The sequence below is a fragment of the Agrobacterium sp. 719_389 genome, assembly GCF_900188475.1.
Lineage (GTDB): Bacteria > Pseudomonadota > Alphaproteobacteria > Rhizobiales > Rhizobiaceae > Agrobacterium > Agrobacterium radiobacter.
Window position 1 is genome coordinate 18,423 of sequence record NZ_FYEM01000002.1, and the last position, 18,948, is coordinate 37,370.

At 60.6% G+C, this 18,948-nt stretch carries 16 protein-coding genes; 9 read left to right on the forward strand and 7 right to left on the reverse strand.

From position 1 onward, the window contains the following. Positions 1-3 precede the first annotated feature (3 nt). The 5 genes from hutH to CFB10_RS03835 form a co-directional block, all read right to left on the reverse strand. Positions 4-1,512: a histidine ammonia-lyase gene (gene hutH / locus CFB10_RS03815; protein WP_020012280.1), complete on the reverse strand. Its 1,509-nt coding sequence runs from the start codon at positions 1,510-1,512 to the stop codon at positions 4-6. Next, entirely contained in the window at positions 1,505-2,335 is an 831-nt protein-coding gene (locus tag CFB10_RS03820) for a glycine betaine/L-proline ABC transporter ATP-binding protein (protein ID WP_003506071.1), read from the reverse strand. Before CFB10_RS03820 ends, hutH begins: the two co-directional genes overlap by 8 nt. After that, entirely contained in the window at positions 2,328-3,185 is an 858-nt protein-coding gene (locus CFB10_RS03825) for a proline/glycine betaine ABC transporter permease (RefSeq protein ID WP_020012279.1), read from the reverse strand. Before CFB10_RS03825 ends, CFB10_RS03820 begins: the two co-directional genes overlap by 8 nt. Positions 3,186-3,280: 95 nt before the next feature. Then, positions 3,281-4,318 carry an ABC transporter substrate-binding protein gene (locus tag CFB10_RS03830; RefSeq protein ID WP_020012278.1) on the reverse strand — a complete coding sequence of 346 codons (1,038 nt, stop codon included), beginning with the start codon at positions 4,316-4,318 and terminating at the stop codon, positions 3,281-3,283. 98 nt (positions 4,319-4,416) lie between these two features. After that, complete coding sequence (locus CFB10_RS03835) at positions 4,417-4,902, reverse strand: hypothetical protein (protein WP_244559849.1); 486 nt, start codon at positions 4,900-4,902, stop codon at positions 4,417-4,419. Here CFB10_RS03835 and hutC point away from each other — a divergent pair. After that, complete coding sequence (gene hutC, locus CFB10_RS03840) at positions 4,889-5,629, forward strand: histidine utilization repressor (protein WP_020012277.1); 741 nt, start codon at positions 4,889-4,891, stop codon at positions 5,627-5,629. The two genes, CFB10_RS03835 and hutC, sit on opposite strands and share 14 nt — an antisense overlap. Before the next feature lie 25 nt (positions 5,630-5,654). Here the strand turns inward: hutC and CFB10_RS03845 are convergent, their stop codons facing one another. Beyond that, positions 5,655-6,269, reverse strand: coding sequence for a TetR/AcrR family transcriptional regulator (locus CFB10_RS03845; protein ID WP_020012276.1), 615 nt, complete (start codon positions 6,267-6,269; stop codon positions 5,655-5,657). A gap of 304 nt (positions 6,270-6,573) precedes the next feature. Here CFB10_RS03845 and CFB10_RS03850 point away from each other — a divergent pair, with 304 nt between their 5' ends. The 4 genes from CFB10_RS03850 to CFB10_RS03865 all read left to right on the forward strand — a co-directional run bounded on the left by CFB10_RS03850 (position 6,574) and on the right by CFB10_RS03865 (position 12,717). Then, a complete protein-coding gene (locus CFB10_RS03850) occupies positions 6,574-7,650 on the forward strand; it encodes an efflux RND transporter periplasmic adaptor subunit (protein ID WP_020012275.1) in 1,077 nt (358 codons plus the stop codon). Then, positions 7,650-8,735: an efflux RND transporter periplasmic adaptor subunit gene (locus tag CFB10_RS03855; protein ID WP_026364052.1), complete on the forward strand. Its 1,086-nt coding sequence runs from the start codon at positions 7,650-7,652 to the stop codon at positions 8,733-8,735. Before CFB10_RS03850 ends, CFB10_RS03855 begins: the two co-directional genes overlap by 1 nt. After that, positions 8,732-11,803: an efflux RND transporter permease subunit gene (locus CFB10_RS03860; RefSeq protein WP_020012273.1), complete on the forward strand. Its 3,072-nt coding sequence runs from the start codon at positions 8,732-8,734 to the stop codon at positions 11,801-11,803. The genes CFB10_RS03855 and CFB10_RS03860 overlap by 4 nt, the downstream gene beginning before the upstream one ends. Positions 11,804-12,000: 197 nt before the next feature. Beyond that, positions 12,001-12,717 carry a FadR/GntR family transcriptional regulator gene (locus CFB10_RS03865; protein ID WP_020012272.1) on the forward strand — a complete coding sequence of 239 codons (717 nt, stop codon included), beginning with the start codon at positions 12,001-12,003 and terminating at the stop codon, positions 12,715-12,717. On the opposite strand, the gene CFB10_RS03870 is transcribed toward CFB10_RS03865, so the two are convergent. After that, positions 12,686-14,113 carry an aspartate ammonia-lyase gene (locus CFB10_RS03870; RefSeq protein ID WP_244559850.1) on the reverse strand — a complete coding sequence of 476 codons (1,428 nt, stop codon included), beginning with the start codon at positions 14,111-14,113 and terminating at the stop codon, positions 12,686-12,688. The two genes, CFB10_RS03865 and CFB10_RS03870, sit on opposite strands and share 32 nt — an antisense overlap. 274 nt (positions 14,114-14,387) lie before the next feature. Between CFB10_RS03870 and CFB10_RS03875 the strand changes: the two genes are divergently transcribed. The 4 genes from CFB10_RS03875 (at position 14,388) to kdpA (ending at position 18,940) form a co-directional block, all read left to right on the forward strand. Further along, complete coding sequence (locus CFB10_RS03875; RefSeq protein ID WP_020012270.1) at positions 14,388-15,845, forward strand: amino acid permease; 1,458 nt, start codon at positions 14,388-14,390, stop codon at positions 15,843-15,845. Beyond that, on the forward strand, positions 15,842-16,795 hold the full coding sequence (locus CFB10_RS03880; protein ID WP_026364051.1) for an asparaginase: 954 nt from the start codon (positions 15,842-15,844) through the stop codon (positions 16,793-16,795). Before CFB10_RS03875 ends, CFB10_RS03880 begins: the two co-directional genes overlap by 4 nt. A gap of 318 nt (positions 16,796-17,113) precedes the next feature. After that, entirely contained in the window at positions 17,114-17,203 is a 90-nt protein-coding gene (gene kdpF, locus CFB10_RS03885; RefSeq protein WP_003506089.1) for a K(+)-transporting ATPase subunit F, read from the forward strand. A gap of 33 nt (positions 17,204-17,236) precedes the next feature. Then, complete coding sequence (gene kdpA / locus CFB10_RS03890) at positions 17,237-18,940, forward strand: potassium-transporting ATPase subunit KdpA (protein ID WP_020012267.1); 1,704 nt, start codon at positions 17,237-17,239, stop codon at positions 18,938-18,940. Positions 18,941-18,948 lie beyond the last annotated feature (8 nt).

Genomic DNA, 18,948 nt, shown 5'->3' on the forward strand with positions numbered 1-18,948 from the left:
CAGTCAACCCGCGTCGGCGCGTATTCCTGCATGCGTGGTTTGCAGTATTTCCCGCACAGCAGCCAGCAAATTGTTGAGCGGCCGGTCGTCGCGGTAAAAGGGCACCGTCGTCCGGATCTGACGGTAGAGCGTATCGGTGCCGGGTGCACGGCCGGCTTCGTCTGGCTGCATGTCGTAAGCCTGCACCGCGATCATGATCTCGATCGCCAGAATGGTTTCCAGATTGCCGATAATCGAAAGTGCCTTGTCGGCAGCGGCGGTGGCATGTGTCAGTATATCCTCCTGCAGAGCGGAGGTGATGCCGCCATCGAGGCTGGCGGGAGCGGCAAGGCGGCGGTTTTCTGCGGCAAGCGCTGCGGCCGTGTACTGGATGATCATGAAACCGGAACAGACACCATCGCTTTCCGCCAGAAAGGCAGGCAGCCCGCTGACAAGCGGGTTGACGAGCCGGTCGATACGGCGCTCGGAAATCGCGGCAAGTTCGGCTGCGGCCGTCGCCAGCCCATCCATGGCGAGCCCGAGTGCTGCGCCAACTGCATGGGCTTGGGAATGGACCTCGGGCGCCTGCGGCGTGCCAGTGACGACAGGGTTATCCGTGACGCTCGCAAGCTCGCGGTTCACGACGTCGGCGATCTGCGCGACGCTGTCGCGCACGGCGCCATGCACCTGCGGCACGGCGCGCAGGCTAAGCGGATCCTGCGTGCGCGATCCGGCCGACCGGGCAAGAAGCGGGCTTCCGGCCAGGAGTTGGCGCAGGTTTGCGCCGACGGTCTGGATGCCGGGCGAGGTGCGTAGCGCAAGCGGCTCTGCGGCGAAGGGATCCGCCTGTGCGCCGAGGTTTTCGTAGCTCATTGCCGCTGCCGCATCGGCCCAGTCGATAAGAGAAATCGTGCGGGCGAGTGCGAGGCTGGCGAGGCCGGTGGCGCAGGGTGTGCCGTTGACGAGGCTCAGCCCTTCCTTTGCCTGCAGGACCATGGGTTCGAGGCCGAGCTTTTCCAGCCCCTGCCTGCCGCTAATCAATTCGCTCCCGTGGCGGGCCTGACCCTCGCCGATCAGCACGAGGCCTATGGCCGCAGCATGGGTGAGGTAACCCACCGAACCCTTCGAGGGAATGACGGGAAGAATGTCACCATTCAGCAGAGCCAGCAGCGCTTCGACCGTTTTGACCTGTACGCCGGAGTAACCATGCGCGAAGTTGTTGATCTGGGCAGCCATGATGGCGCGTGTTTCTTCGCGTCCGAGCGGTTTTCCGACGCCGCAGGAATGGCTGAGCAGAATGTTGCGGGAGAGGGCCTGTTGCCGGGGAATATCCACGATCACATCGCAGAGCGCGCCGACACCCGTATTGATGCCATAACCGCGCACGCGTTTTTCAACGAGCGCATCGACGATGGCGCGGGCCTTGGCGATGCGCCGCCACGCCGTATCCGACAGGGAAAGCGACGCACCCTTTGCGACGGCGGCGATCTCTTGCCAGGTAAGGGGACGATCAATGGTGACCGTATCAGCCATGCTGAGCTTCCCCCGCACCTGCGCGGCGCTCCACGAAACGGGCGACATAGTCGTTTGCGGGGCTGTTGAGGATCTGGTCCGGTGTTCCCACCTGCACCAGTTTTCCGTCCTTCAGGATCGCGATCTGCGCCCCGATGCGGAGCGCCTCGTCAAGATCGTGGGTGATGAAGACGATGGTCTTGTGCAGGTTCTTTTCGAGCTGCAGCAACTGGTCCTGCATGTCGGCGCGGATCAGCGGATCGAGCGCCGAAAAGGCCTCGTCCATCAGGATGACGTCGGTATCGGCCGCCAGCGCGCGGGCGAGACCCACGCGCTGTTTCATGCCGCCGGAAAGCTGGTGGGGAAACTTGTCCTCGTAGCCTGAAAGGCCGACAGTCTCGATCCACTTCATGCCGATGGGTCGTGCGTCGGCCTTGGTCAGCCCGCGCACGCGCTGGCCATAAACGACGTTCTGCAAGACGGTGCGGTGCGGCATCAGGCCGAAATTCTGGAACACCATGCTGACGCGCCGGTTGCGGAAATCCCGAAGCTCCTTCGCCTTGAGGGCGAGAACATTGTCGTCTCCGACGAGAATCTCGCCGCTCGTCGGCTCGATAAGACGGTTGATGTGGCGCACCAGCGTCGACTTGCCGGAGCCGGAGAGGCCCATGATCACGAAAATGCGGCCGCCCGCTATATCGAGGCTGACATTGTCGAGGCCGACGCTGCATCCCGTCTTCGCCAGGATTTCGCTCTTTTCCGCGCCCTGCTGCGCCATGGCGAGCGCAGCCTTCCAGTTGCCGCCGAAAATCTTGGACACGTTGCGGATATGGATATCAGTCATTGCCCATTTCCTTCCGGCTGGATCGGCCAAAACCCTGGGTGATACGATCGAGCACGATTGCGAGAATAACGATGCCGAGACCCGCTTCGAGGCCCTTGCCGACATCAAGCGTCTGGATGCCGTTCAACACCTGTTCGCCAAGACCGCGCGCACCGATCATCGAGGCGACGACGACCATGGAAAGCGCCATCATGATCGTCTGGTTAAGACCGGCCATGATCGTGGGTGTGGCAAGCGGCAATTCGACGCCGAAAAGGATCTGTCTCGGGCTGCCGCCAAAGGCGGTCGCCGCCTCCACCACTTCCCGGTCCACCTGCCGGATGCCGAGATCGGTCAGGCGGATCAACGGCGGCACGGCATAAACGATGGTGGCAAGTACGGCCGGGACTTTGCCGAGACCGAACAGCATGATGGCGGGGATGAGATACACGAAGCTCGGCATGGTCTGCATGACATCGAGGATCGGCAGGGTGATACGCCGGGCCCATTCGCTTTTGGCAAGCAGGATACCCATTGGCACCCCGATGACGATGGAGATGAGGCTGGCAATCAGCATCAGCGCCAGCGTCTGCATCGTCAGGTCCCAGAGACCGAGCGCACCGACGATGAAAAGCATCACCGCCACCATGATGACGAGCGAAATCTTCTTCGCCGCGAACCAGGCGAGCACCAGGAAGACCAGAAAAATGACCCACCACGGCAGACCGCGCAGCACCCATTCCACGAAGAGGATCGCCTGCAGGATCGTCTGCGAGATCGCCTTGAAAAGGTAGCCGTAGTTCACCACCAGCGAGCGCACGATCTCATTGATCGGGCCTCGGATGGAAATATGGAAAACTTCAGGAAACATTGGTGTCGTCCTCGCGCCTGCCGACCCCATGTCCGGGAGCCGGCCCCTGTCCTGACGGGAAAATGCGCGCCGGAAGCCCGGCGCGCCTGCGATGTTTACTTGACGGCGGCTTCGATACGCGCCTTGGCGTCCGCAGAAACCCAGCTGCCCCAGATATCGGCCTTGGTCTGAAGGAAGGTCTTGGCGGCGGCTGTCGCATCGACCTGCTTGTCCGTCATGTAAGCGAGGCTGGCGTTGATCTCCGTCAGCGGGAAGGTCGCTTTTTCAAGAATCGTGATGATTTCAGGCGCTTCCTTGGCAAAGGTGCTGTTCACGCCATAGGCCACCTCAACGGAGGGGAAGGCGCAACCGGCGTCGCGCTTTCCATCCGCGCTTGTCAGCTCCTTCCAGCAGGCATCGCTATAGGCCGGCTCCTGCAGCTGGACGAGCTTGTATTTGCCCATGATTGCCGTGGGACTCCAGTAGTAGAACAGCATCGGCTCGCCCTGGAGATAAGCGGCGGCAATTGCGGCATCGAGCGCGGTGCCGGTGCCGGGGCGGAAGTTCACATAGTTTGCTTCGAGCTTGTAGGCCTGCAGCTTGGCGGTGTTGACGCCTTCGCAGGTCCAGCCCGACGGGCAATTGAGGAAGCGGCCCTTGGTGGGCTCTTCGGGATCCTTGAACAATTCGACGATCTTCGGATCGGAAAGCTGGTCGACGCTCTTCAGGTCCGGAGCCTTGGCGTCGATGCCTTTTGCAGGGTCGCCCTTGATCAGATATTCCGGCACGAACCAGCCTTCGGCGGCGCCGACGAAGGTCTTGCCAACCGACGTAACCTGGCCTGCTTCCGCAGCCTTGTTCCAGACGTCGGAGCGGCCGATCCATTCTTCAGCGAAGATCTGCACGTCATTATTGGCGGTTGCCTGTTCCAGCGTCACGGAGTTGCCGGGAATGGAATCGACCTTGCAATCATAGCCCTTGGAAAGGATTTCCTTCATGACTTCGGTTATGAAAGCGCCGCTTTCCCAGTCGATGCCGGCGAAGGTGATGGTCTTTCCAGCGCCGCAATAGCCTTCCGCCCTGGCGGCGCCTGCGGAGGCTCCCATGATAAGCGCGGTGGTGGCCAGCGCGATTTTCAGCTTTGAATTCAGCATTGCATTCCCCTTTTGGTTTGATGATTGGCAAGTTGCTGGCATGCGTTTTATGGTTTCCATCGGACGCTCTGGGCAGGTGTTGGCCCTGAGCCCGGTGGTCATTGATGCATTTCATATCCCGTCGAAATCGGCGGCCGGGCGCTCGTCGAATCAATATGGAATTCGATGTTCACCTTGACGCGGTATGCTGGAAGTTCACTATACAACTTTGAAAAATTCGTATGGGACGCGCGTATCGGCGATGTTGGGTCGAACGCGCCTGCGGCTGGCCGGTTCTGAAAAGGGTGAGCTTTCAGCGCATATTGCCCAGGCGAGCCATCAAATGCAGCTTTGGCAGCGGCATGGCAGCCGCTACCCTTGCGCTGGGCGGGCATTTGAATATCGCCCCGAACATCGGCGGGAGACCTGCTGCTGCCAGAAATCGAGTCTTTGCTCGCCATTATTTTTCTCTCAAGTTGTATATGTAACTTCACACATTTGCAAAAGACAAGCAAGACAGGATGTGATAATTTTGTGCTTGCGCGGATTCTGGCTGCGTTTTGTGCAGTCGCCCGATTTTTAGGAGTTTTAATGCTGCCCGTCATCGAAAGCGAGTTTTCTGTCTCGGGCGATCGCTCCTCCCTGCCGCTGTATGAGCGGGTGAAGGAACAGATCAAGGAAAAGATCGCCAGCGGAGAGTGGTTGACGAACCACAGGATACCCTCAGAAAACGAGATGGTCGACATGCTGGGTGTCAGCCGCATGACGGCAAACCGCGCCTTGCGGGAGCTGGCAACCGAGGGGGTGATTGTTCGCGTGCAGGGACGCGGGTCTTTCGTCGCTCCGAAAAAGCGAAGCGCCGGCATGATGGGCGTGCGCAACATCGCCGACGAGATCAAGGAGCGCGGTTCAACCCATCGGCCAAGCCTGATCCTCGCCCAGACGGAAGTTTGCGGTCCGGATCTCGCAACGGCGCTGGAGATCGCCGTGGGAGCGAAAGTTTTTCACTCCATCATCGTGCACCATGAAGATGACGTGCCGATCCAGCTCGAAGATCGCTTCGTCAATGCGGAGATCGCTCCGGATTATCTGATGCAGGATTTCAATACGCTCACGCCGAATGCCTATCTGACGGCGGCGGCACCCATTTCCCGGACCGAGCAGTTCATCGAGGCGGCGTCGCCCCAGCCGTGGGAATGCAAGCTGATGGCCATCAGCCGAAACGAGCCCTGCCTTCTCGTGCGCCGCAGAACCTGGTCGTCGAGCCGTGCCGTCACCTCCGTGCGGCTGCTCTATCCCGGTTCCCGATACCGGCTTGAAAGTCAGGAATAGAGGTCCGCGGCCGCGTGCAGTGATGCTATGCCAGCAGTCCGCGCATGATCAGTTCGAGATGAATCTTCAGAACGGCCTGCCTGTCCAGAATGCGCCGGTCGTTGAAAATCAACCGAAACACCAATGTTCCGACCATGGGCGACATCACGACCTTGGCGAGTTCGGGGGGGTTGGCCCTGAACCTTTTTTTTGCCACGCCTTCCTCGAGGATCGTATTGATGCGCTCGAAGACCGGCGCCATCAACGTGTCATGATGCCGGTCGATGAGGTCCGGGAATTTTGCGCCTTCCGCGAGGATCAGGCGGAACAGTTCCCGCATTTTCTTGTTGTCGACGAGTGCGTCGAACATGAATTCCAGTAACAGGCGCAGCTCCTCGACAGGGTCGTCGGATGTATGCGCATAGGCCTTGAGCGCTTCCTGGAATGGCTGGGAGGCGTGCCTGACCATTGCCTCGAAGAGCGCCTCCTTGGTTTCGAAATAGACGTAGACCGTCCCCTTGGTCACACCCACCCGTTCTGCGATGTCCTCTACCCGTGTCGCGGTAAATCCCGTTCTGGTGAATTCCTCGAATGCGGCATCGAGAATTTGCAACGGACGTTGTATCTTCTGTTCAGCACGTGTCAGTTTTGCTTTCGCCATGGCCCCGGATCCCTTTGTTTTTTCGGCGCGTGCCCTTCTGTCCGTCGCGATAGGCGGAAATGAGAGATGGTTTGCCTATAGCACCCGCGCAAAAACCGGAACGGATTTTTGTGAAGGCGCGCGCATGCTTCAATATGCCGGAACATTGCCGATGCGCCCGCAAGGATGTGCCGGACGAATAGGAATGATCATTCGGGAGGCTGGCCCGATGTTCCGGACAGGTCCCCGATCGGCGGCATAAGAATTTCATTGACTATTCAGTCAGTCAAATATTATAGGATGAGGCGAAGATCAAGAGGTCACCATGAAAACCATCCTTATCGCGGCGGCGCTTGGCGGCATTTTCGCCCTGTCGTCCTGCAGCAATGAAGAGCCACCTGCCGAAAAGCCGCTGCGCACCGTCGATGTGGTCGCGGCTGAGAAGAAGCCCGTCGATCGCGGCAGCGTCATAACGGGTGAAGTGAGGGCGAGGGTCCAGACGGACCTGTCTTTCCGGGTCAGCGGCAAGATTACCGAGCGGCTGGTGGATGTGGGTACACGGGTCAAGACCGGGCAATTGCTTGCCCGTATGGATCCTGAAGAACAAAAGGCTGATCTCGATGTCGCGCTCGCCAACCTGCAATCCGCAGAAGCGCAGCAGACGCAGGCGCAATTGACGTTCGACCGTCAGCAAAGCCTCTTCAAGACGCAGGTGACCTCGCGTTCGGCGGTCGACAAGGCCCAGGAAACCCTGCTGACGACGCAGGGCGCAGTGAGATCGGCGCAGGCGCAGCTCGACACGGCACGGGATGCCCTGTCCTATACCGAACTCAAGGCCGATGCGGACGGCGTGATCACGGCGCGCAATGTCGAAGTCGGCCAGGTGGCGCAGGCCGCCCAGCTTGTCTTCACGCTGGCGCATGACGGGCCGCGCGATGCGGTCTTCGATGTCTATGAATCCCTGTTTCTCGAGCGTGATATCGACAATCTCGTCAATGTCAGCCTCCTGTCGGATCCGACCCGCAGCGTTGCGGCGCCGGTGCGGGAGATTTCTCCGACGATCGATCCGGACAATGGGACGATCAGGGTCAAGGTGGGTCTGAACGGTGATCTGACCATGCCGCTCGGGGCCCCGGTATCCGGCCATTTCCGCTTCAGACAGGTCGATGCGATTGAGCTTCCGTGGTCGGCGATGACGTCGCAGGACGGCTTTCCCGCCGTCTGGGTGGTCGATCCGCAATCCTCGGAAATCGCCATGCGGCGCGTCGAGGTCGCTGACTACGAGACCGGTCAATTCGTCATCGCGCAAGGACTTAATCCCGGCGATCTCGTCGTCACCGTCGGGACCAAATTTCTCCGCACCGGTGAAAAAGTCGCCTATGAAAAGGGGCAGGCACAATAATGTCCAGTATATACAGAAGCTTGTTTTTGGTGGCTGTGGCGATTGCGGTCTCCTCCTGCGAGGAGAAGCAGGAAGTCGCCGCCGAGGCGCCGCGTCCGGTACTTTCCGTCGTCGTGGAAGAGAAGCCCGCCGGTGCGCTGCGACTGACCGGCACGGTGGAATCGCGTATTCAGACCGATCTCGGTTTTCGTGTTCTCGGTCGGATCATCGCCCGCAATGTCGATGTGGCCGATCTGGTCAAGAAAGGCGATGTGGTCGCGTCGATCGATCCGCTGGCGCTCGAGCTTGCGGTGAAAAGCGCACAATCCGATCTTTCCAATGCGGAAGCGCAGCTGGCCAATGCGGTCACGACAGAACAGCGCCAGCGCGTGCTGGCTGAAGCCCGCAGCGGCACCGAAGCCGCACTGGAAGAAGCCGAACAGGCGACACGCACCGCCAATGCCGCCGTCGCCAAGGCCCGCGCCAATCTGGACAAGGCCGAGGAGCAGCTGGGTTATGCGCAGCTGCATGCGGAATTTGACGGTGTGGTGACGGCAACCTCAGGCGAAATCGGTCAGGTCGTCTCGGCTGGCCAAACGGTCGTGACGATTGCCCGGCCGGAAGTGCGTGATGTGGTGGTCGATGTTCCGCAATTTGCGGCGCAGCGGCTGGAGATCGGTTCCGCCTTCGAGATCGCCCTGCAGCTTGATCCGAAAATCCGCACCACCGGCGTGGTGCGCGAGATCGCTCCGGAAGCCGAAACGGCGACGCGCACGCGCCGCACGAAGATCAGCCTGCAGGATGCACCGCCGGCATTCCGGCTGGGTTCCGTTGTCACGGCCTCGGTGCTTGCCGCCTCCGAACCGCAGATCATGCTTCCCGCCTCAGCCCTGCTGAAAACCGACAATGGGTGGGGCGTCTGGATCGTCAATGCCGACAAGGCAACGGTGACGTTGCGCCCTGTCACGATAGAGGGCGAACCGACTGAGGGCGGCAGCGTGCGCATTACAGGTGGCGTCAAGCCCGGTGAGCGCGTCGCCAGCGCCGGCGTTCACAAGCTTAGGGATGGACAGGCCATCAGGATCGATCAGGAGGTCCGTCAGTGAAGAAATTCAATCTCTCCGACTGGGCGCTCGAACACCGTTCGCTCGTCTGGTACTTCATGCTGGTTTTCGTTCTTGCCGGCGTTTTCTCCTATCTTAACCTCGGCCGCGAGGAAGATCCGAACTTCACCATCAAGACCATGGTGATCAGCGCGCAATGGCCGGGCGCTTCCGCCGAGGAAGTGGCCCGGCAGGTGACCGACAGGATCGAGAAGAAACTCGAGGAACTCGACAATCTCGACCATTTGCGCAGCCAGACGGTCGCCGGTCGCACGACGATCTTCGTGGAACTGGTGCCGGAAACCAAGGCGCGCAACGTCGAGCCGACCTGGGTGCGGGTGCGCAACATGATCGGCGACATCAAGGGTGATTTTCCCTCGGGCGTCGTCGGCCCGTTCTTCAATGACCGTTTCGGCGATGTCTACGGCAATATCTACGCCTTCACCAGCGACGGTCTCAGCCAGCGGCAATTGCGCGATCTGGTGGAGGATGCGCGGGCGAAGGTGCTGACCGTCGACAATATCGGCAAGGTCGATGTCATCGGCGCGCAGGACGAGACGATCTATCTGGAGTTCTCCACACGGCAGATCGCGGCGCTCGGCATCGACCAGCAGTCGATCATCAAGACACTGCAGGCCCAGAACGCCGTCACGCAATCCGGCTTCGTTAATGCCGGGCCTGAGCGCGTGGCACTGCGCGTCAGCGGCCAGTTCACCTCGGAAGACAGCCTGCGGTCCATCAATCTGCGGGTCAACAACCGGTTCTTCCCGCTGACGGAAGTGGCGACGATCCGGCGCGGTTATGTCGATCCGCCGTCATCGCTGTTCCGTTTTAACGGCCAGCCGGCAATCGGCCTTGCGATCGGCATGAAAACGGGTGCGAACCTGCTGCATTTCGGCGAGGCGCTGGATGCGCAGATGAAGCGTGTGGTGGCGGATTTGCCAGTTGGTGTCGATGTGCATCGTGTGTCCGATCAGCCAGCCGTGGTCGATGAGGCGGTCTCCGGTTTCACTTCGGCGCTGTTCGAGGCCATTGCCATCGTTCTTGTCATCAGCTTCATCAGTCTTGGCCTCAGGGCCGGCATGGTGGTTGCCGTTTCCATTCCGCTCGTGCTGGCGATCACCTTCGTCTACATGGAATACACGGGCATTTCGCTGCAACGTATATCGCTCGGCGCCCTCATCATCGCACTCGGGCTTCTTGTCGACGATGCGATGATTGCCGTCGAGATGATGGTCGCGCGGCTTGAGGTCGGAGACGATCTCAGGAAAGCGGCGACTTATGTTTACACCTCCACCGCTTTCCCGATGCTGACCGGTACGCTGGTCACCGTTGCCGGCTTCATTCCGGTCGGTCTCAACAACAGCGCGGCGGGTGAATTCACCTTCACGCTTTTTGTGGTGATCGCTGTTTCGCTCATCGTATCGTGGATCGTCGCGGTCTTGTTCACGCCGCTTCTCGGCGTCACCATCCTGCCGAAGACGATGAAATCGCACCATGAAAAGAAGGGCCGGTTCGCCTCCGCCTTTTCCTGGCTCCTCGGGCGGGCGCTGCGTTGGCGCTGGGTGACGATCATCCTCACCATTGCGCTGTTCGGCCTTTCCGTCGGCGGCATGAGCCTCGTGCAGCAGCAGTTCTTTCCGTCATCCGACCGCGTGGAACTAATCGTCGACTGGAACCTGCCGCAGAACAGTTCGATTGCCGAGACCAACCGGCAGATGGCGCAGTTTGAGCAGGAAATGCTGGCCAAGAATCCGGATATCGACCATTGGACGACCTATGTCGGCGAAGGCGCGCCGCGCTTCATCCTGTCCTTCGACGTGCAGACGCCTGACGTCACCTTCGGCCAGACGGTCATCGTCACCAAGGGGCTGGATGTCCGCGACAAGGTGCGTGCCGAGTTGCAGGACTATCTGAACAAGACTTTTATCGGCACCGACGCCTTCGTGAAACTGCTCGATATCGGTCCGCCTGTCGGAAAACCGGTGCAATATCGCCTCAGCGGTCCTGATATCCAGAAGGTCCGCGAACTCGGGCAGCAATTATCGGGTATCGTCGGCGAACACCGGCTGCTGTCCAACATGGTGATGGACTGGAACGAGCCGACGCGCGTGGTCAAGGTCGATGTTATCCAGGACAAGGCCCGCCAGCTCGGCGTCTCCTCGGAAGATATCGCCAATGCCATGAACAGCATTGTCGAAGGGTCCACCGTCACGCAGGTGAGGGACGATATCTACCTCGTTAACGTGGTGGCGCGGGCGCAGCTTTCGGAGCGCGGGTCAATCGAGACGTTGCAGAACCTGCAATTGCCGGCGACCAACGGCAAGGCCGTGCCGCTCTCGGCAATCGCCAATTTCCGTTATGAGCTGGAGCAGCCGACCATCTGGCGTCGCGACCGGATCCCGACGGTCACCGTCAAGGCTGCCATTATCGGTCCAACGCAGCCGGCCACGATTGTGGAGCAGCTGAAGCCGAAGATCGAGGCGTTCCAGAAAACGCTTCCCGTCGGCTACACGCTGGAGACGGGCGGCTCGGTGGAATCCAGCGCGGATTCACAAGCGCCGATCGTCGCTGTCGTGCCCATGATGCTGTTTGCGATGGCGACGATCCTGATGATCCAGTTGCAGAGCTTCAGCCGGCTGTTCCTGGTCTTCGCCGTCGCGCCTACTGCCTTGATCGGCGTCGTGGTGGCGCTGCTCTTCTCAAATGCGCCGATGGGCTTCGTTGCCATTCTCGGCGTGCTGGCGCTGATCGGTATCCTGATCCGCAACTCGGTCATTCTGGTGGTGCAGATCGAGCATCTGAGAAGCGAGGGGGTCTCGGCATGGCACGCTGTCATCGAGGCGACCGAGCACCGCATGCGGCCGATCATGCTGACGGCTGCGGCGGCCACGCTTGCCCTCATTCCCATCTCCCGGGAAATTTTCTGGGGACCGATGGCCTATGCGATGATGGGCGGCATCGTGGTGGGTACGGCGCTCACGCTGCTTTTCCTCCCCGCGCTCTATGTCGCATGGTTCCGCATCCCGCGTGAGGATGACAAGCCGGAGGCAGCGGAAATCAAGGCGTAATATCTGACGCGGAGAGAGGGTGCGGCGGTGCCATACCCTCTCTCCAACAAAAATATCCGCCGTCGTTGTTCCAGCGGGCAGGATAATGTTAGGAAGGTCGGCTTGACTGCGAGAGCGGCGGCCGTCCTTTGCGTTTGGGCGGTTGTCTGGTTTTGCGTTGATATTGCGAACATATTGAGAGTGCGGAGGGTTTAAAGATGGGCGGCTTGTCGGATTGGCTTGCGGATGCGCAGCCGATCAATCGCAAGAATGCCGCAGAAGCGGTGTTCGATGATATCCGTTCCGCCATCACCTCGGGGCAGCTTGCGGTCGGCACCCGGCTGCCTTCGGAAGCCCATCTGGCGGCTCGATATGGTGTCAGCCGGCCGATCATTCGCGAGGCGCTGCGGTCGCTCCAGACTTTGGGGCTGACACAGACCCGCACCGGAAGCGGCACCTATGTGATGACGCCGACGCCGCCGTCCGAATTGAACTACGGCGCCTATTCCGCCCGAGATCTGATCGAGGCCCGCCCCTTCATCGAGGTTCCTGCTGCCGGTTGGGCGGCGTTGAGGCGCACGAACGCTCAGCTGGAGGTCTTGCTTGACCTCTGTGATCGGATGGAAGCCGAAGAAAGGCCGCATCCCTGGGTGCTGCTGGATGGGCAGTTTCATTGCGCCATTGCGGAAGCTTCGGCCAACAGGCTGTTCGCCAAGGTCGTCGCCGATGCCCGTGAGGCCCTATCCCAGCAATCCGAGATGGTGAACCTGATGGCCGGCCGCCGCGTCGCGTCGAATTTCGAGCACCGCCGGATCGTCGAGGCGATCCGGCGGGGTTCAGCGCCCGAGGCGCGGGAGGCGATGGAGCTTCACCTTGGGCAGGTGAAGCAGGTGGTGACGACGATCATTGGCGAAGATCGGCTTCGCCAGCCGTGAGGGCGGGCAGGTTGGCAAGGTGCCGCGGGCTCAGCGCCTGCTGCAATTGCGCATCGGTGAGATAACCGCGCTCCAGAACCACCTGTGGCACCGTGCGGCCGCTGGCAAGCGCTTCCTTGGCCACTTCCGTGGCAGCATAATAACCGATCAGCGGGTTGAGCGCGGTGGCGAGACCGATCGATTCTTCCACGCGCTGCGCCATGATGGCGGGATTGGCGACGATGCCGTCGACGCAGCGTTCCGCCAAGGTGCGGCAGGCGGCGCTGAGTTGGCTGATGCTCTGTGAAAGTGCGCGCACGATGATCGGTTCGAAGGCGTTCAGCTGCAGCTGCCCGGCTTCCGCGGCCATGGTGATGGTGATGTCGTTGCCGATCACCGCATAGGCCACCTGATTGACCACTTCGGGAATGACCGGATTGATCTTGCCCGGCATGATGCTGGAACCGGCCTGAACGGAGGGCAGGGTGATTTCGCCAATTCCGGCGCGCGGGCCGGAAGAGAGCAGCCGAAGATCGTTGCAGGTTTTCGACAGCTTGACGGCAACGCGTTTCAGCACGCCGGAGAGATGCACGAAGGCGCCGGGGTCCTGTGTGGCCTCGATCAGGTCGGCGGCCGTCACCAGCGGTCGCCCCGTCAGTTCCGCCAGATGCTGGCAGGCAAGCTCGGCATAACCGCGCGGCGCATTGAGCCCGGTGCCGATGGCGGTGGCGCCAAGGTTGATCTCGTGTAGTAGTGCCACGGATTCGATCAGGCGCGCCTGATCTTCGCCGAGCATCACCACGAAAGTGCGGAACTCCTGGCCGAGCGTCATCGGCACGGCGTCCTGCAATTGGGTGCGGCCGATCTTGATGAAGCCGGCAAATTCCTGCGCCTTGCGGTCGAAAGCGTCCTTCAGAACGCCCATGGAGGCCGCCAGATCGTCGATCGCCTCGATCAGCCCGACATTGATTGCGGTCGGATAGGCGTCGTTGGTGGACTGGCTGAGATTGACATGGTCGTTCGGGTGAAGGCGGGCATAATCGCCTTTTTCGTGACCAAGCAGCTCAAGCGCGCGGTTGGCGATGACCTCATTGGCATTCATGTTGGTGGAGGTGCCGGCTCCGCCCTGGATTTCATCCACCACGAATTGCTCATGCAGCGCGCCGGCGCGGATTTCTCGGCAGGCCTCGGCGATGGCTTCCATGCGTTCGGTGTCGAGCAGACCGAGCTCGTGATTTGCGCGTGCCGCCGCCTCCTTCACATAGGCCAGTCCCCGCACGAGATAGGGGTTGTGGCCAATGGTCACCCCGGTGATCTTGAAGTTTTCCACAGCGCGCGCCGTGTGCACGCCCCAATAGACATCCGCCGGAATTTCCTTTGTCCCGAGCAAATCATGCTCCTTGCGCGTCACGCTCACTTTTTCCTCCACTGGCTTTTTAAGCGTTGCTATATCTGTAAAGCTGTCTTACAGATTTTTTGACCTTAATGGGGGTGGAGGAGAAGGTCAATCATATCGAATACGCTTGACGAACGGCATTATCTGCCATTATGACGGCAAAAATCTGTCATGCAGCTTTACAGCGCGCATGAGCATGCATGCTGGCCATATTCCAGCGCGGACTGTGCCAGTTTCATTGTCATTTCCGGCTTATCGCCGACTGCAAGCACTTTTATCGGGAGGATAAATATCCATGCATTCTGGGAAAACGGCGTCCGCCGATCGTGAGGTCTTCATCGAAGAAGACCTCGGTTACCACAAGGCCCTCAAACCGCGTCAGATCCAGATGATCGCCATCGGCGGCGCTATCGGCACCGGCCTGTTTCTCGGCGCGGGCGGACGGCTGGCGCAGGCAGGCCCGGCGCTGGTCTTCGTTTATGCACTCTGCGGTTTCTTTGCGTTTCTGGTGCTGCGCGCGCTCGGCGAGTTGATCATGCATCGCCCGAGCTCCGGTTCTTTCGTCTCCTACGCCCGGGAGTTCTACGGCGAGAAGATGGCCTTCGCGGCCGGCTGGATGTATTGGCTGAACTGGGCCATGACCTCGGTGGCCGATGTGACCGCCGTCGCGCTCTACATGAATTTCTTCAAGCAATACGTGCCGTGGCTGGCGGGTATCGATCAGTGGGTGTTTGCGATGACGGCACTGGTCGTCGTGCTGGCGATGAACATGCTGTCGGTGAAGGTCTTCGGAGAACTGGAATTCTGGTTCAGCCTGATCAAGGTGCTTGCGCTCGCCATTTTCCTCGTCGTTGGCGTCTATTTCGTTATTTTCGGCACGCCCATCGAAGGCCACGTTACCGGCTTCAGCCTCATTACGGATAATGGCGGCTTCTTTCCGAACGGCATTCTTCCAGCCTTCGTCATCATACAGGGCGTGGTGTTCGCCTATGCCTCGATTGAGCTGATCGGCACGGCGGCGGGCGAAACCGAAGACCCGCGCAAGGTCATGCCGCGCGCCATCCGCGCCGTGGTTCTGCGTCTCGTCGTGTTTTATGTCGGCTCTGTACTGCTGTTCACGCTGCTTCTGCCCTACACCGCTTACAAGGCCGGCGAGAGCCCGTTCGTCACCTTCTTCGGTTCCATCGGCGTTGAGGGCGCTGACGTGATCATGAACCTCGTCGTTCTGACCGCCGTGCTGTCCTCGCTCAATGCCGGTCTTTATTCCACCGGCCGCATCCTGCATTCCATGGCGGTTTCCGGCTCGGCTCCGGCGGCGCTGGCGAAGATGAACAAGAATGGCGTGCCTTATGGCGGCATTGCGGTCACGGCGGTCGTCACCGTTCTCGGAGTGGCCCTGAATGCGGTCGTTCCCTCCGCCGCTTTTGAAATCGCGCTCAACCTGTCGGCGCTCGGCATCATCTGCGCATGGGCGGTCATCGTGCTTTGCCAGCTGAAGCTCTGGCAGCTTTCCAAGCGTGGTGAACTTGTACGCCCGGATTTCCGCATGTTCGGCGCGCCCTACACCGGCATTCTCACGCTCGTCTTCCTGTTCGGCGTGCTGGTGCTGATGGCTTTCGACTATCCCGTTGGCTCCTGGACCATCGCTTCGCTGCTCGTCATCATCCCGGCGCTTGTCATCGGCTGGTATCTCTTGCGTGACCGCATCCATCGTCTGGCGGCCGAGCGTGCCGGCGCAGGAGCGTCGTATTGAGCGGGCAGGGCGCAACGCCTCTGGTGGCGGTCATCGCCACCGGCGGCACCATCGCCAGCCGGCGTAGCGCCGATGGCGTCAGCACGCCCAGCCTTTCGGGTGAGGACCTGCTGGCGCTGGTTCCGCAGATCAGCGCCCGGTTGAAGCCGGTAGATCTAATGGCGAAGGATTCCTCCAGCCTGACATTGGCGGACATGCAGCGCATCAGCGATGCGGTGGGTGTGGAGCTTGATGATCCCGCCGTTGCCGGCATCGTGGTTTTGCATGGCACCGACGCCATGGAAGAATCCTCGCTGCTCGTGCATTTGCAGCAGGCCGTCACAAAGCCGGTGGTCTTCACCGGCGCGCAGTTTACGGCAGACCATAAGGACGCCGACGGGCCGGCCAATCTGGCCCGGGCCATAGAAACAGCGCTCGATCAGGCGAATGCCGGGAAGGGCGTGCTTCTCTCCTTCGGCGGACGCTGTCTGCCGGCCTGGGGACTTTACAAGCTGAGCGCGGACGAGGCGGACGCCTTCCGCTCGGCCCGGCCGCTGACTTCTGTTGCAACGCTGCGGCTTTCCGCCCCGGTAACCGATCAGCGCGTCGATATCGTCGCCATTCATCCCGGCTGTGATGCCACCCATATCGATGCAAGCCTGCAGGCGGGGGCGAAAGGCATCGTTCTTGCCGCACTTGGTTCCGGCAACGCCAATCCGCGTATCGCTGAAGCCGTGAAGCGCTGCGCAGAACGCGGCGTTCCCGTCATCGTTTCCAGCCGCGTGCCGGAAGGGCGGCTCGTGGCAAGTTACGGCGGCGGCGGCGGCGGGCATGACCTTGTCGCAGCGGGCGCCGTGCATTCATCCACGCTTCGTCCCGGACAGGCCCGCATTTTGCTGGCCGCGCTGCTTGCCAGTAAAAGCCCGGCGGAAACCATCGTTTCCGCTTTCGGTGACAGCCCGCTCTCTTGAGTAGCGGTAGCGATGCCCGCGACCGGCGGGCATCGAAATTCCTATAGGATTCCTATTTTATTCCATCTGTGGCCGTCTCGAACCTTTATGCGGTTCGGGTGCATTCTTCTGTGCGGGAAGGGATGGTGTTCCCTTCTCAGCCAGAAAGATTGAAAAGCGACGTCCCACATGACGGCGCTTTTCTTCCTGTCCGGCTCCTCGATTAAAAAGGAGTCCCATCGATGATGGATGTTGTTCTGATCGGCGCAGCCACGGTGTTTTTCGCCATCTGCTTTGCCTATACGCGCGCCTGCGACCGGCTTTAGACGGGAGGCTGCTATGACATTCGACTATATCTTGAGCGGCGCCGTCACGGTCTTTATCGCCGCCTATCTCACCTACGCTCTCATTCGCCCCGAACGTTTCTGATCGGGAAACGACGGCTATTGAAAGTTCAATACCATGACCCTCAATGGATGGTTTCAGGTCCTGCTTTTCTGCGGGATCATTTTTGCGCTGGTGAAGCCGCTCGGCTTCTATATGGCGCGTGTCTTTAATGGCGAGCGCACCCTGTTGTCGCCGGTTCTCGCACCCGTCGAGCGCGGCCTTTATGCCCTTGCCGGGACAAGCGAGCGTGAGGAGCAGCACTGGACGACCTATGCCTTCTCCATGCTTCTCTTCAACCTCCTCGGTTTTGCCCTGCTCTATGCCCTGATGCGTTTTCAGGCCGTGCTGCCCTATAACCCACAGGGAATGGCGGCAGTGGGACCGGAGTTGTCCTTCAATACGGCGGTCAGCTTCGTCACCAATACCAACTGGCAGAATTATGGCGGCGAAAGCACCCTGTCCTATCTGACCCAGATGGCCGGTCTCACAGTGCAGAACTTCGTTTCCGCCGCCACGGGCATGGCAATCGCCATCGGTCTCATCCGCGCTTTTTCGCGTGCTTCCGGCAAGGCGATCGGTAATTTCTGGGTGGATATGGTCCGCTCCACGCTCTACGTGCTTTTGCCCCTCTGCATCGTGCTGACGCTCATCTATGTGTGGCTCGGCGTGCCGCAGACCCTCGGCGCCTATGTAAATGCGCAGACGCTCGAAGGCGCGCAGCAGACGATTGCCGTCGGTCCCGTGGCGTCGCAGCTGGCGATCAAGATGCTGGGCACAAATGGCGGTGGTTTTTTCAACGCCAATTCCGCGCATCCCTTCGAAAACCCCAACGCCATTTCCAACATGATCCAGATGGTGTCGATCTTCGCGATCGGCGCCGCCTTCACCAATGTTTTCGGCCGCATGGTTGGCAACCAGCGCCAGGGCTGGGCGATCCTCGCTGCCATGGGCATGCTGTTCATCGCCGGTGTCGCCGTCACCTATTGGGCGGAAGCGGCCGGAAACCCGCTGATGCATAGCTTCGGCCTTGCCGGCGGCAATATGGAAGGCAAGGAGGTCCGTTTCGGCGTGGCGCTCTCGTCGCTCTTCGCCGTCATCACCACGGCTGCCTCCTGCGGCGCGGTCAATGCCATGCATGGCAGCTTCACGGCGCTGGGCGGTCTTGTTCCGCTCATCAACATGCAACTGGGCGAGGTGATCGTCGGTGGGGTCGGCGCGGGCTTTTACGGCATCCTGCTCTTCATCGTCATCGCCATCTTCGTTGCGGGTCTGATGGTCGGACGCACGCCGGAATATCTCGGCAAGAAAATCGAGGCCAAGGAAATGAAAATGGCGGTTCTGGCCATTCTCTGCCTGCCGCTCGCCATGCTGGCTTTCACGGCAACGGCCACTGTCCTTCCCTCGGCCGTGGCGTCGATCGGTACGGCGGGACCGCACGGCTTCTCCGAAATCCTCTATGCCTATACCTCCGCGGCCGCCAATAACGGCTCCGCCTTCGGCGGGCTGACGGGCAATACGACCTGGTACAACATCACTCTTGGCCTTGGCATGCTGATGGGTCGTTTTCTGGTGATCATTCCGGCGCTCGCCATTGCCGGTTCGCTTGTCGCCAAGAAGACCGTTCCGGCCTCAGCCGGCACCTTCCCGACGGATGGTCCGCTCTTCGTCGGCCTGCTTGCCGGCACGATCCTGATTGTCGGTGGTCTCACCTTCCTGCCAGCGCTCGCACTCGGCCCCGTTGCCGAACATCTTGTCATGGCGGCGGGCCAGCTCTTCTGAGGTGATGC